This window comes from Sutcliffiella halmapala (assembly GCF_050107295.1).
Lineage (GTDB): Bacteria > Bacillota > Bacilli > Bacillales > Bacillaceae_I > Sutcliffiella_A > Sutcliffiella_A halmapala_A.
The window spans coordinates 1-15,072 of the sequence record NZ_JBNIKR010000008.1; the positions used below are offsets into that span (position 1 = coordinate 1).

General features: G+C 44.1%; 12 protein-coding genes and 1 riboswitch. All 12 genes read right to left on the reverse strand.

From position 1 onward, the window contains the following. Positions 1–150 precede the first annotated feature (150 nt). Entirely contained in the window at positions 151–1,392 is a 1,242-nt protein-coding gene (locus tag ACQCT5_RS14030) for an aspartate kinase (protein WP_499642639.1), read from the reverse strand. Between the two features lie 178 nt (positions 1,393–1,570). After that, positions 1,571–1,757: riboswitch (Lysine riboswitch) on the reverse strand. 70 nt (positions 1,758–1,827) lie between these two features. Next, a complete protein-coding gene (uvrC, locus tag ACQCT5_RS14035) occupies positions 1,828–3,600 on the reverse strand; it encodes an excinuclease ABC subunit UvrC (protein WP_499642640.1) in 1,773 nt (590 codons plus the stop codon). 145 nt (positions 3,601–3,745) lie between these two features. After that, entirely contained in the window at positions 3,746–4,060 is a 315-nt protein-coding gene (trxA, locus tag ACQCT5_RS14040) for a thioredoxin (protein ID WP_499642641.1), read from the reverse strand. Between the two features lie 230 nt (positions 4,061–4,290). After that, positions 4,291–5,268 (reverse strand): electron transfer flavoprotein subunit alpha/FixB family protein, encoded by a 978-nt coding sequence (locus ACQCT5_RS14045; RefSeq protein ID WP_499642642.1) that lies wholly within the window; start codon positions 5,266–5,268, stop codon positions 4,291–4,293. A 41-nt stretch (positions 5,269–5,309) separates the two neighbouring features. After that, the gene (locus ACQCT5_RS14050) at positions 5,310–6,083 is read right to left on the reverse strand and encodes an electron transfer flavoprotein subunit beta/FixA family protein (RefSeq protein ID WP_499642643.1); all 774 of its coding nucleotides are present in this window, start codon (positions 6,081–6,083) and stop codon (positions 5,310–5,312) included. 63 nt (positions 6,084–6,146) lie between these two features. Then, a complete protein-coding gene (locus ACQCT5_RS14055) occupies positions 6,147–6,920 on the reverse strand; it encodes an enoyl-CoA hydratase (protein WP_499642644.1) in 774 nt (257 codons plus the stop codon). Positions 6,921–6,955: 35 nt separating this feature from the next. Then, positions 6,956–7,543: a fatty acid metabolism transcriptional regulator FadR gene (gene fadR, locus ACQCT5_RS14060; protein ID WP_499642645.1), complete on the reverse strand. Its 588-nt coding sequence runs from the start codon at positions 7,541–7,543 to the stop codon at positions 6,956–6,958. A gap of 366 nt (positions 7,544–7,909) precedes the next feature. After that, complete coding sequence (locus ACQCT5_RS14065) at positions 7,910–9,586, reverse strand: long-chain-fatty-acid--CoA ligase (RefSeq protein WP_499642823.1); 1,677 nt, start codon at positions 9,584–9,586, stop codon at positions 7,910–7,912. 281 nt (positions 9,587–9,867) lie between these two features. After that, the gene (locus ACQCT5_RS14070) at positions 9,868–10,275 is read right to left on the reverse strand and encodes a DUF350 domain-containing protein (protein WP_386640744.1); all 408 of its coding nucleotides are present in this window, start codon (positions 10,273–10,275) and stop codon (positions 9,868–9,870) included. A 15-nt stretch (positions 10,276–10,290) separates the two neighbouring features. Beyond that, a complete protein-coding gene (locus ACQCT5_RS14075) occupies positions 10,291–12,648 on the reverse strand; it encodes an endonuclease MutS2 (RefSeq protein ID WP_499642646.1) in 2,358 nt (785 codons plus the stop codon). Between the two features lie 28 nt (positions 12,649–12,676). After that, positions 12,677–14,407: a DNA polymerase/3'-5' exonuclease PolX gene (gene polX / locus ACQCT5_RS14080; protein WP_499642647.1), complete on the reverse strand. Its 1,731-nt coding sequence runs from the start codon at positions 14,405–14,407 to the stop codon at positions 12,677–12,679. Positions 14,408–14,525: 118 nt separating this feature from the next. Further along, positions 14,526–15,071 carry a CvpA family protein gene (locus ACQCT5_RS14085; protein WP_386640753.1) on the reverse strand — a complete coding sequence of 182 codons (546 nt, stop codon included), beginning with the start codon at positions 15,069–15,071 and terminating at the stop codon, positions 14,526–14,528. Between the last annotated feature and the right edge of the window lies 1 nt (position 15,072).

The following is a 15,072-nucleotide window of genomic DNA, read 5'->3' on the forward strand; positions in this document are numbered from 1 at the left end:
CTTTCTCTGTAAAAAGCTTTTTAGTCATAATTCTCCGTCTCCAAATTCATGATGTTATATTGATTATACAAAAAGACCCTATAGAGAGCACTTTTTTTAAGTGTCTACTCTATAGGGTACATTTTAAAAGGATGCCCTCCTCTTTCATCTTCAGTTCAACACACGCTCCACCGATTCTTCCCCAAGCTTGAACGCTACATGCAATGCCTCCACAGCCTTGACCATGACCGCAACATCCACCACAGTGGATACCTTGATTTCGGAGGTACTTACCATTTTGACGTGAATGCCTTCTGTCGCCAGCACCTGGAACATTTCAGCAGCTACACCAGGGTTGGAAATCATACCGGACCCAACGATGGAAACCTTCGCTAAGTTGCTCTCTTTTTCAATATGGGTAAAGCCGAGATGGTCTTTATATTGCTCGAGCACTTGGATTGTCTCTTCCACATCTTTCGTTTTGACCGAGAAAGAGATATTAGTTGTATCTTTATCCATACTTGTCTGGATGATGATATCGACGTTCAGGCTATGTTTCGCCAATGTTGTAAAAATAGTGGATAGAGTATGTAGCTCATTCGGCAAGCCACATACGGTAATACGGGTAATCTGATCTTCAAACGCAATTCCTCTTACTACTAAACTCTTTTCCATGGAAACTTCCTCCTCAATGATGGTGCCTTCTTCCTCTTCCATACTTGAACGCACTACAAGCTGCACTCCGTAATTTTTCGCAAATTCAACCGCTCTTGGGTGCAATACACCCGCTCCTAAATTGGCAAGCTCCAGCATCTCGTCATAGGATACTGCCGCCAATTTTCTTGCTTCTTTCACAAAACGGGGATCCGTCGTAAACACCCCGGTCACATCTGTATAGATATCACATTTCTCCGCTTCAAGTGCAGCAGCCAGTGCAACAGCCGTTGTATCGGAACCGCCTCGGCCAAGTGTCGTGATCTCATTCGTCTCCGTAATACCTTGGAAGCCTGCCACAATCACAATTTTCCCTGCAGCAAGATGGCTTTTCAAAAGGTCTGTTTCAATATGGGTGATTCTGGCATTCCCATGTACCGGCTCTGTACGAATACCTGCCTGCCAACCAGTCAAGGATACCGCTTCTTGGCCTCTTACCTGAAGTGCCATCGCTAAAAGTGAAATGGTGATCTGCTCTCCGGTTGTAAGCAGCATATCCATATCGCGTTTGCTCGGGTGTGGATTAATTGCATTTGCCAACGTTAACAACTGATCTGTCGTTTTCCCCATGGCAGAAACCACCACCACTACCTTGTGGCCTTTTTCTACTTCAGAAATAACTCGTTTTGCAACATGCTGAATCCGCTCAACAGACCCGACAGATGTTCCTCCAAATTTTTGTACAACAATCGTTGACATACCCACCATTCCCTTTTCTTTTTTTTTTCATCATAATGTAAAAGATAGAAAGCCCAATGGATGCACCTCGCGAGGAAATAAGTCTTAAGCCCGTGACTATTTCCTGAATGAAGGTATAAAAAAACAGCAATGAGCTTTATCTCATTGCTGTGATTGGCAAAATATAAAAACCGTTCACGCGTGAGATAGCTCTCCAGGCAGCACAAAAACAGCCTGACAGTCCTACATTTCTTAAACGCAGAACCAGTAAAAAAAAGAAAAAGAGACTTTTTTTTACTTCGGCGATCCTCCCCTTTCCGTAATCTTCTCGGAAGCTCTTTCTTCTCCGATTACATACTTTTGAAGTTCGCACCTCTATCATCACTTCATTAATTTGAAGTGGCACATTATGAAATTAATAGTGATTATATCAGACTCAAAGAATAGATTCAACACCTATTCCTGTAATTTTTTAAAAATTTCTTCAGCGATGGCACGTGGAATTTTCGCCTGCTGAATCTCTTCCACTGTCGCTTCCATCAGTTTTGAAACAGATCCAAACTGCTTGAGCAGCGCTTTTTTCCTTGTCGCCCCTACTCCAGGAATATCGTCCAAAACGGAGTGGAAGACATTTTTACTCCGTAGCTGGCGATGGAATGTAATCGCAAATCGATGGACCTCATCCTGGATTCTCTGCAGCAGGTAGAATTCCTGGCTCGTCCGCTCGAGCGGGACAATCATGGCGTCCTCACCAGCCAGCAGATTGCTCGTCCGATGCCTCTCATCCTTTGCAAGTCCGACAATCGGTATAAAGAGGTTCAACTCGTTTTCAAGCACATCTCTTACAGCCGACATATGCCCTTTTGCGCCATCAATGATGATCAGGTCTGGCAGTGGCAGGGATTCCTTCAGAACTCTCGTGTACCTTCTTCTTACCACCTCACGCATGGATTCGTAATCATCCGGTCCTTGTACGCTTTTTGTCTTGTATTTCCGGTACTCCCTCTTCTCCGGCTTCCCATCGATGAAAACAACCATCGCAGAAACAGGATCTGTCCCTTGGATATTCGAGTTGTCGAACGCTTCAATTCTTAGAGGGGTTTCAATTCCAAGAATCTCACCAAGGTTTTCCACCGCTTTGATTGTTCGCTTTTCATCGCGTTCAATCAAGGAGAACTTCTCCACCAAGGCTACTTTGGCATTTTTTTTCGCCAAGTCCACCAATTGCTTCTTTTTTCCTCTTTGCGGCTGCATCACATTGGTCTGCAGAAGTGCCTGCGCCATCTCCAATTCAATTCCATTCGGCACCATCACTTCTTTTGGGACAAAGTGATTCTGCTTGGAGTAGAATTGTCCGAGGTATGTCAGGAAATCCTCCTCCGGTTCATTATAGATCGGGAAAAGTGATACATCCCGTTCTATCAATTTTCCTTGTCGGATAAAGAACACCTGCACACACATCCAGCCCTTGTCCACCGCATATCCGAACACATCACGATCCACAAAGTCGTTCATTTCCATCTTCTGCTTTTCCATCGTGGCTTCGATATTCAGGATTTGATCGCGAAATTCCTTTGCCCTTTCAAACTCCAGATCCTCTGCGGCCTTCTGCATCTTTATGGTCAATTCTTCCTTGACCTCTTTATATCCGCCGTTAAGGAATCTCACAATCCCATCGACCATCTCTTTGTTCGTTTCCTGGGATATTTCCTCCACACACGGGGCCAAACATTGACCCAAGTGATAATAAAGACAGACTCTGTCTGGAAGAGTCATACATTTACGCAACGGATAGACGCGGTCGAGCAGCTTCTTGGTTTCATTGGCAGCCTGTACATTGGGATAGGGTCCGAAATACTTGCCCTTATCCTTTGCCACCTTTCTTGTAATAAGAAGTCGTGGATGCTTCTCCGCCGTAATTTTTATAAAAGGATAGCGTTTATCATCCTTCAGCATCACATTGTATTTCGGGTTATGCTTTTTGATCAAGTTCAGTTCAAGGATCAATGCTTCAATATTTGAAGACGTGACAATATATTCAAAATCCACGATCTCATTCACCAGTCTCAGCGTTTTCCCATCATGACTTCCTGTAAAATAAGAGCGGACCCGGTTCTTCAGCACCTTTGCCTTTCCAACATAGATGATGGTACCCTGCCTATCCTTCATGAGGTAGCATCCTGGTTGGTCAGGCAAAATCGAAAGCTTTTCTTTTATGTTCAGTTCCATTTACCCTTTCACCCCAACCAATGATTTGTCTCTTTTTATTATACATCTATCTGTTTTTTTGTTCCATTTTGAGTTTGGTGTGGACCTAATCAAAAAAAGCCCGGTATCCCCATCTGGGACACCGGACTCTCTGAACGCTCAAAAATTAAGCGTGTTTGTTCAATAGTTCAGCTAAAGCTTCTTTAGGTTGGTAACCAACTGCTTTATCTACCACTTCACCGTTTTTGATAACAAGTAAAGTCGGGATGCTCATTACGCCGAATTTGCCAGCAGTTTCTTGGTTTTCGTCTACGTCGACTTTTACGATCTTCACTTTTTCGCCCATGTCTTGATCTAGTTCTTCAAGTACTGGAGCAATCATCTTGCAAGGACCACACCAAGGTGCCCAGAAGTCTGCTAATACTAAGCCTTCGCTTGTTTCTTGAGTAAAAGTTTGATCTGTTACATTTTGAATAGCCATTAAAATTCCTCCTAAACGGTTATGTCACAACTAACGTAAGTTAATTGGCTTCTCTGTTAGATGGAAAATCTTTCAGAGTTTTTGTATAGCTAAAGTATAGCACTTCCGAAATACTGACGCTAATTATTTGCCTCACTCTAGTTTTAACCTATTTTTCAAAATTAATTTGCGCTTTTCCAATAAAAAACGACCAAGCGATTGTACCCCACTCGCTTGGTCGGTCTATTGCCTTAGTTTGTAACTAAAAGCTTTTTGAACTCTGCAGTCAATAAAGGTACAACTTCGAAAAGGTCTCCAACAATTCCATAATCCGCGATCTTGAAGATATTCGCTTCCGGATCTTTGTTGATTGCTACGATTACCTTGGAGTTCGACATACCAGCCAAATGCTGGATCGCTCCTGAGATACCGCAAGCGATGTAAAGGTCGGGAGTGATTACTTTACCAGTCTGCCCGATTTGCAGGGAGTAGTCGCAATAGTCAGCATCACATGCTCCACGGGATGCCCCGACTGCTGCTCCAAGCACGTCAGCAAGCTCTTTTAGCGGTTCAAATCCTTCTGTACTCTTCACTCCACGACCGCCTGCCACTACTACCTTCGCTTCAGAAAGGTCGACACCGTCCGTTGCTTTGCGAACCACTTCTTTAATGATGGTACGTAGGTCTTTTACATCAACATCCAAAGAGGAAACGTCGCCAGTTCTAGACTCATCCTTTTCTAACGTTGCGATGTTGTTTGGACGGATTGTTGCAAAGATTAGACCATCCGTTACGATTTTCTTTTCAAACGCTTTACCTGAATAGATCGGGCGAGTGAACACAAGGTTTCCGCCCACTTCTTCTACTTCTGTAGCATCTGAAACAAGTCCTGAATTCAACTTGCTTGCAAGCTTTGGTGAAAGGTCTTTTCCTAATGCCGTGTGTCCGAAAATCAGTCCTTCCGGTTTTTCTGCATCAATGACAGCCGTTAAAGCTTGCGCATATCCATCAGATGTATACGTTTTCAAATTGGAGTGCTCTACAGTAATGACACGGTCTGCTCCGTATGCAATAAGCTCCTGTGCCAGAGAACCAACACTTTCTCCCACTAATACGGTAACAACTTCTCCACCCTCTGCAACTGTTTTACCTGCAGCAATCGCTTCGAATGAAACATTACGCAATGCCGATTCACGTACCTCTGCTAAAGTTAATACTTTTCTTGCCATGTTTGTCTCCTCCTGTCCATGTATCGATCTATCTGTATAGGTTAGATTACTTTCGCTTCATTTCTAAGTGCTGCCACAAGTTCTTTTACTTGTGCATCAAGCTCGCCCTGCAACACTCTTCCCGCTTCTTTTTTAGGCGGCAGATAGATTTCCAATGTTTTTGTTTTTGCTTCCACATCATCTTCTTCAAGATCCAGATCATCAAGCTCCAGTTCCTCCAAAGGCTTTTTCTTCGCCTTCATGATACCAGGCAATGATGGATAGCGCGGTTCATTCAATCCTTGCTGAGCTGTTACCAATAATGGAAGAGATGTCTCGATTACTTCTGAATCCCCTTCCACGTCACGAGTGATGGTTACTTTTTGCCCCTCGATTTCAAGCTTCGTGATCGTTGTCACGTAAGGGATGTTAAGAATTTCTGCAACACGCGGTGCCACTTGGCCAGACCCGCCATCGATTGCTACGTTTCCACCAAGGATCAGATCTGCATCCTTGTCTTTTAGGTATTCCGCCAAAATTTTTGCTGTTGTGAACTGGTCGCCATTTTCAATATCATCCTCTGTATTGATCAGCACTGCTTTATCGGCACCCATTGCCAACGCGGTACGAAGCTCTTTTTCAGCTTCTTCCGTTCCAACAGTAACTACGGTGATTTCACCGCCATGAGCGTCTCTTACTCTAATTGCTTCTTCCACTGCATATTCATCATAAGGGTTGATGATAAATTCCGCTCCGTCTTCATTTATCCCACCATTTGACACCGTCAGTCTTTCTTCTGTATCAAACGTTCTTTTAAGTAACACATAAATATTCATCACAGTACCTCCTGTTTAAACATTAGTTTTATTAGTAATATTCTGTTTTTTATAGATAAAAAATTACTTCCCTTTGAATTCGGGAGCTCTTTTTTCTATAAACGCCTGGATGCCTTCTTTTCCATCTTCGGAAGTAAACACTCTTCCAAACAGCTCCGCTTCCCTTTGAACGCCGTTATGGAATTCCTGCGTTTTGGAGTAGCGGGCCAATTCAATGACTGATGCCACAGATATTGGTCCTTTTTGTGCGATTTTCTTTGCCATTTTAAAAGCCTCACCCATCAAGGCCTCTTCTTCATATGCATGATTTGCAAGGCCCCATTTGACGGCTTCTTCGCCAGTTAGAGGGTCACTGGTAAACAGCATTTCAAAAGCTTTAGCAGATCCTACTAATCTAGGTAAACGCTGTGTCCCTGCAAAGCCGGGAATGAGTCCCAGCTGAAGCTCAGGCAAGCCCAGCTTGGCTGTTTTCGTGACAAGACGGATATGGCAGCCCATTGCAAGCTCCAGCCCTCCTCCGAGTGCAGCGCCATGAATGGCAGCTATTATCGGTTTCGGGAAGGTTTCCATCTTTTCGAAAAGGTCCTGACCGAATTTAGCTAGTTGAGTAAACTCTTCTCCTGTTTCGACAGTGGTGAATTCCTTGATATCCGCTCCCGCCGAGAAGAATCTGCCTTCCCCATGAAGAAGCACTACACGGACTTCCTCCTGATTTTCCAACTCGTCAAGAACAATTGAAAGCTCTTTCAAAACTGCGGACGATAAAGCATTTGCCGGCGCCTTATTAATGGTAATGGCGGCAACCCCATCCTCCACATTCACTTGTAGAAAATTCATGTCCCATCCCTCCTTATGTATAAAACCGGAGCCACTTAAGGTGTGGCTCCAAACCCTTTGATTAAAAGATCGTGTACACGCGGTGCAATGGCTGTCAGGTCATACTTCTGATCATTCATCACCCAGGTGGTAATGGTTTCATCAATCGTCCCGAACACCATCTGCCTTGCCAGGCGCACATCCAGATCATCCCTGAACTCACCGGTTTCTTTCCCGACAGTCAGAACTTCATCTACAACCATTAGATACCCTTTTAGCACCTCGTTAATCTTCAAGCGGAGCTCTAAATTGGATTGTCTGAGTTCCAATTGGGTGACGATGGCCAGGTGATGGTCATCTGCAAGCATGGAAAAATGTTTTTGTATCAATGTTAATAGTTTCTCTTTTGATGTCGATTTTCCTGCAATTTCTTGACGAATCTTTTCGACGAAGAGCCCCATTTTTTCCTGAAAAAGCGAAATAAGAATGTCTTCTTTATTTTTAAAATATAAATAGATGGTTCCGTCCGCTACTCCTGCCTGTTTTGCAATCTTGGAAACTTGTGCATGATGGTAGCCGTTCTCCGCTATAACAATAACTGCGGCATCTATTATTTGCTTGTATTTAGGTTTTTGTTGTTTCAACCTGTTCTCTCCTTTTACAAAATGAATGAATAATCATTCATAATTTTATAATACTTTACCCGAAAAGAACTGTCAATTACTATCTTATCATATTATTCTGAGAATGGTAGATAAAAAGTTAGGTCCATTGAACACCGCAGTTGATTTCCGCACTAGGCTACGCTTTCCGCGGGGCGTTTGTTGAGCCTCCTCGGCTTCGCCTGTGGGGTCTCAACTAAACGCTTCCTCCCGCAGGAGTCTTCGCCTATTGCTCCAATCAACAGCTAGATTCTTTTATACTATCACTAGTCTATAAAAGAGATAAAAAGAAAAAGACGATGCATACATCATCTTTTTCTCTTTAGAATTTAGATACCGTTGATCATATTATTTTGCTATCTTCTGCTTTTCCTCTTCTATTAGCGCTCTTCTCAGTATTTTCCCGACCGCTGTTTTCGGCAGTTCGTCCCTGAATTCATAAAGTCTCGGAACCTTGTAGGCCGCTAGATGCTTTCTTGCATAGGCATCCAGCTCTTCTTCGGTCAAGGTTACGCCCTGTTTTTTGACAACATAAGCTTTTACCGTCTCCCCTCTATATGGGTCAGGTATCCCTGCAACAATCACTTCCTGGATTTTCTCGTGCTCGTAAAGCACTTCCTCAATCTCGCGCGGATAAATATTGAAGCCGCCGGCAATGATCATGTCCTTTTTGCGGTCGACCACATAGAAGAAACCTCGTTCGTCCATATAGCCCAAGTCGCCAGTCAAAAGCCAGCCATCCTTCAGCACCGCTTCCGTCTCTTCCTTACGGTTCCAATAGCCCTTCATTATTTGGGGACCTCTCACGACGATTTCCCCGATTTCGTTTACTGGAGCCTCTTCACCGGTTTCCATGGAAATGATTTTGGAATCAGTGTTCGGCCATGGAATACCTACGCTTCCCGATACTCTTTCATCCCATAAAAAGTTTGCATGTGTGACAGGGGATGCTTCTGAGAGGCCGTAGCCTTCTACAAGCTTACCGCCGGTTACCCGTTCAAACTGTTCCTGAACCTCCACAGGGAGTGCGGCTGATCCGCTGATGCAGGAATCAATGGAAGACAGGTCGTATTTCTGGATATCAGGATGGTTCAGGAGTGCAATATAGATGGTTGGAGCTCCCGGAAATAGGGTCGGCTTCTCTTTTTGGATCGTTTTCAATGTTGTCTCTGGATCGAATTTCGGCAAGAGCACCATTTCAAATGCCTGCATGATGGAAAGATTCATGACAGCCGTCATTCCATATACGTGAAAGAAAGGCAAGATCCCGATTACCTTCTCCTGTGCCCTTTTACATTTATACATCCACTTCACACTCATCATCGTGTTGGAAACCAGGTTCATATGGGTCAACATGACACCTTTCGGGAAACCTGTCGTCCCCCCGGTATATTGAAGCAAGGCAAGATCATTCTCCGGGTCAATATCCACATCAATCTCATTAACCTGGGATTCCTTCATCACTTCTGTAAACAAGTGGTTTTCTCCGCTATGTTCCACTTTCACGACGATGCCATATTGTTTTTTCTGAACAAAAGGGTAGAGCATATTTTTCGGAAACGGCAGATAATCCTTTATACCCGTAACAATGATATCCCTGAGCTTTGTCAGCGCTTTCACTTTAGATACTCTTGGATAGAGGATATCAAGTGTAATGATGATTTCTGAACCGGAATCATTTATCTGGTATTCCAGTTCCCTTTCCATGTATAGCGGATTGGTCTGCACCACAATACCACCGGCAAAAAGCACGCCATAATAGCTGATGACGGCTTGTGGACAGTTTGGCAGCATGATGGAGACGCGGTCACCCTTTTTCACACCAAGTTCTTTCAGGTAGTTTGCAAGTTTCAAAGATTGATCATACACCTCTTGGAAAGTAAGCTTTTTCCCAAGAAAATGGATGGCGGTTTTGGAAGGATGTTCAATGGCAGCTTCCTTTAAATAGGACTGAAGTGTTCTTTCTTCGAAGTTGATTTCATGAGGTATTTCACTTGGATAAAGCGAGAGCCATGGCTTATTCACTACTTGTTCCAATTCATTCCCTCCTTTTTCGGCCTGTACTATTACAATAGGCCCATATCTTTTTGTTATAGTATATCAGTTATCCCATCAAAATTATAACATTTTTTTAATTTTTAGATAAATCAGTGTGCTTACACTTTAAAAAAAGAGTTTGACCAAAATTGATTTAGTCAAACTCCTGCTGTCTTATGCTAAAAAGAATAGATATACGATGCCAATCAAGACAAACAATCCGCATAGTCCAATTAATACTTTTGCTAAAGTTTCCATTCCATAACTCCTTACCCGATGCTTGCCCCAATGATAAATGACAGTCCGACAGAAATGGCAAAGGAAATAAGTCCTACTGCCCGATTATCCTTGCTTATTTCATCGTCAATATTGAAGCTTGGTGTCAGAAATTCAAAGATGAAATAGGCAAAAAGCAAAAGGACGAAGCCAAGCGCTCCCCACCCGATCATCGTAAAAAGCGTGTCATGGTCAAGAATGGAGTAGCGAAAGATATTGGCAATCCCCAATATCTTTCCTCCTGTTGCCAATGCTACCGCCATATTGCCTTTTTTGATCTCTTCCATATTATGATATTTAGTCACCAGCTCAAAAATCGCCAGAAATAAAATCATGCAAAGGACCACGACACTGAAATTGGCTGCCGTTCTTACTAATTCATTCTCCCAGAAACTAGACATAGTTTGCTCCCCCTGTTATTTCAGTTCGACCACTGTCACTCCGGTTCCGCCTTCTGAAGCTTCTCCAAAGCGATAGTTTTTCACAGAGCGATGATTTTTCAAGTAATTTTGCACCCCGATGCGCAGCGCCCCGGTTCCTTTTCCATGAATGATGGATACGCGATGATAACCTGCAAGTGTTGCATCATCAATGTATTTCTCCACACGCATCAATGCATCCTCAAAGCGTTCCCCTCGCAGGTCCAGCTCAATGTTCACATGATAATCCTTGCCTTTTATCGTAGCCAAAGGCCTTGTCTCGACAGGCTTAGGTCTGCTTATATACTGAAGGTCTTTTGTTTTCACTTTCATTTTCAGGATCCCGATCTGGACCTGCCATTCCTTATCATTCGTCTTTTCCACCAGATGGCCTTTTTGGTTCAGACTCAATACTTTCACCTCGTCACCTGGCTCCAGGGTCTGATTGGTCGCTTCCTGCTTTTTGGTTGAGGCTGACTTCTTGACGGTTGGCACGGCTTCTTCCAAGCGTTTTTTTGCATCAATCAGTTCATGCTCTTTGACAGTGGCATGCTGCTCGATTCTCATTTTCCGAAGCTCCCTGATGACCTTTTCCGCTTCTTCTTTCGCCTCTTCCACCATTTTTTCCGCTTTTAGTGCCGCTTTTTCCATAAGCTTATCGCGCTCTTCATTCAGATCCTGCATCTGTTCCTGTAAGTCCTCATGCAGTTTTTGAGAGGTCTTTCTGATTTGCTCGGCCTCTTTCCACTCTTCTTCCGCCCTCTTTTGGGAAGCTTCCAAGGAGGCGATCATGTTCTCCACTTTGTTGCTGTCTTCGCTTACAAAGCCTTTGGCGCGTCCAATGACATCCATGGATAATCCAAGGCGCTTTGAGATCTCAAATGCATTACTTCGGCCAGGAACCCCGATCAATAGACGATAGGTCGGGCTTAGTGTATTGACGTCAAATTCCACACTCGCATTTACCACGCCATCCCTATTATATCCGTATGCCTTCAATTCCGGGTAATGGGTCGTCGCGATAACACAGGCACCTCGGCTGTATACTTCATCCAGAATAGAGATGGCAAGGGCCGCTCCCTCTTGAGGGTCTGTACCCGCTCCCAGCTCATCAAAGAGCACAAGGCTGTTGTGGTCCACCTTTTTCAAAATATCCACGATATTTACCATATGGGAGGAGAAGGTACTCAAGCTCTGTTCAATCGACTGTTCATCCCCGATATCTGCATACACGGCCGAGAATACGCCGACTTCCGAACCGTCCTGGGCAGGAATATGCAATCCGGCCTGTGCCATGATAGTCAATAGTCCCAATGTCTTCAATGTAACAGTTTTCCCGCCCGTATTCGGACCGGTGATAACAATGGATGTGTATTCTTTCCCTAATTCGATCGTGTTCGGAACCACCTCATCCGGTGAAATCAACGGATGACGGGCCTGGACAAGTCTTACATACTTCTCATCATTGATTGCAGGCTTGGTTCCTTTTACATGCTTGCCGTATTTCGCTTTGGCAAACATAAAGTCAATGTCAGCCAGTATCATGACATTGGCCAACAGCTCTCTTGCGACTTCCGCCACCTCTGTGGACAGTTCAGCGAGAATGCGGTCGATTTCGAGCTTTTCTTTTACTTTTGCCTCTTGTAGCACATTGTTCAGATCGACCACCTGCTGCGGCTCGATAAATAGTGTCGCACCGGATGAGGACTGGTCATGCACAATCCCTCCGTATGCCCCTCTATATTCCTGTTTGACAGGGATGACATAGCGCTCGTTCCGAATCGTGATGATTGCATCTGAAAGCATTTTTTGTGCATTAGAGGATCGGATCATGCTTTCGAGCTTTTCACGAACCCTCGATTCCGTCGAACGCAGTTGCTGGCGGATCCCGCGCAGCTTGTCACTTGCTCCATCCAATACTTCCCCGTACTCATCAATGCAGTTTTTGATGTTTCTTTCGAGCTCAGGATAGATGTTCAACTGCTCCATGTAATTTTTCATGATCGGAACATCAATTTCATCATCAAGCAGGGCTTCGACAAAGCGATCAAGTTTTCTTGCCGCGTAGATTGTACCAGCCACATCCAGAAGCTCGTGCGTATTTAATGTACCGCCGATTTCAGCTCGCTTCACATGTGCACGGATGTCAGTGATACCCCCAAGCGGAATCTCCCCTTTTATCCGAAGTATCATGGCCGCTTCGTCGGTCTGCGCCTGTCTTTCCACAACTTCCAAATATTCGGTGGATGGCAGAAGCTGTGCCACCTTTTCTTTTCCTAATGAGGAAGCTGTAAAGGAAGCCAATTTATCTTTTACTTTATTAAATTCCAAAACCTTCAATACTCTCTGTTGCACGTGACCATAACTCCCTTCTCTGCTTGCTTTACGTATGATGACGTGATAAGAATCTCTTTAGCTCATCTTCCGTCCAGGTGTTGATGACATTTTCTTTTCTGATCCAGCCTTTTCTGGCAGTTGCGACTCCCGTTTCCATATGTTCAAGCATATCGATGCTATGGGCATCCGTATTGATGACAAGCTTCACACCTGCATCCTGTGCCATTCTTACATACTTGCTTGCCAGGTCCAATCTGTGCGGATTGGCATTCAGCTCAAGCGCCGTATCCGTATCCTTTGCTAATCTGATCAGCATCTCCATATCCACTTCATAACCTTCCCTTTTACCTATCAGTCTTCCTGTAGGGTGGGCGATGATATCCACATGGTTGTTTTCCAATGCCGTTTTCAAACGCTCCATGATCACATCTCTCTTTTGCGAGAAGCTGGAATGGATGGAGGCGATGACAAGGTCCATCTCTTCAAGCAAACTATCATCATAATCCAAGGAACCATCCGGTAGGATATCCATTTCCACCCCTGATAGTACCGTAATATCATCATATTTCTCATTGAGCTTCCGTATCTCTTCCTTTTGCTGACGCAGCCTTTCCGACGACAATCCGTTTGCCACCTTCAAATACTGGGAATGGTCGGTGATGGCAATGTATTTGTATCCTTTGGCGCGGCATGCTTCAATCATTTCTTCGAGCGTATAGGCGCCATCGCTCCATGTTGTATGCATATGCAGATCGCCCTGGATATCTTTCAAGTCAACAAGCGGAATTTCTCCATTTTCGATTGCATAATCCACTTCCGTGCCATCTTCCCTGACTTCAGGAGGGATAAAAGGAAGATCGAAATGCTTGAAAAATTCTTCTTCCGTTTTGAAATGGGTGGCTTCTCCCGTTTCTACATTCTCCACGCCGTACTCGCTAATTTTCTCACCGCGGTCCTTAGCGAGCTGACGCATGCGTACATTATGATCCTTTGATCCTGTAAAATGGTGCAGGGTCGTCGGAAAGCTGATTGGATCAACCATCCGGAAATCGACGGAAACATCATAGTTGTACTCAAGCACGATAGAAACCTTCGTATCCCCGTTTGAGATAATCTCCTTCACCCTGTCCATTTTTACAAGTTGCTCCCGAACCTCGGCAGGATTCGTGGTAGAAATGATAAAATCAAGATCTTTTATCGTTTCTCTGTATCTTCTTAAGCTTCCCGCTCTGGAATAGGCCTCTATTCCGGTGACTTTGGAAAGGTGTTTTTCTATTTCCTCTGCAATCTCTGTCATAAAGGAGATTGGCAGGCGTTCAGGCCTTTTCCCGACCTCTTCTATGGCAGCCAATATCTTCTCTTCCGTTTTCTTTCCAAAGCCTGCAAGAGCCTGAACCTTCCCGGACTCACACGCTTCTTTCAATGTCACAATATCCACTACGTTTAATTCCTGATAAAGTTTCGCTATCTTCTTTCCGCCAAGACCCGGCAGATTCAATAATGGAACCAACCCTTCTGGAACCTGCTCCTGCAATTCCTCCAATACTGATGATTTCCCAGTCTCCAGTACCTCTTGTATGACGGAAGCAGTCCCTTTTCCAATACCGTTTATCTTCGTAAAATCATCGATCTGACTCAGGCTTCTTTCATCGTTTTCAAGTGCCAGCGCTGCTTTCCTGAAGGCTGATACTTTAAAACCGTTTTCACCTTTCAATTCCATATATATCGCAATGGTCTCCAACCATTTGACAATCTGCTTCTTGTTCACTGGTATCACCCTACCTCAGAATAATAGTCCTACTTAAAATCATACAAATAATTGACCTAAAAGTACAATTGAAAAACCGGCATGACACCATGACAAAAGAAAAACCCCTCAAGAAAGAAGAGGAGTTTTAATTTCCAGCCATATAACCTGTCCATAAATCCTTGAGCTTTTCAGAAAAAACAGGCGTGTTCTCGACGATTCCTTTCGCCATGGAGGAATCGCTGATCGAGCTTTGGACAATTTCCACTGGTACCAATGCACCTATGTAAAGAAAAATAAACACAATCAAGTAGATTTCCACAAAACCAAGTACAGCACCAGCCCAGCTGTTCAGCTGCTTCAGAATTGGCAGATGGGAAAGAAAATCAAACATCGAACCTATAATCTGTGCCGCTATCCTTGTACCAAAAAATAGCATGGCGAAAGCAATGGCACGATAATAAGCAGTATCCAAGCTGATTGTTTCAAAAAACATCGTCGCCGACTCCGGATCGCCAAAGCTTGGCATCGGAATCCAAAGCTTCAGTTTTGGTGCAAGATCGGCATAGAACATATATGCTACGACAAACGCTGCGATAAAACCGGACAAATGTACGATCTGCATGATAAAACCACGGCGTATGCCTATAATTAACCCCATTATAAACAAGAAGATAATGATTAAATCCAACATT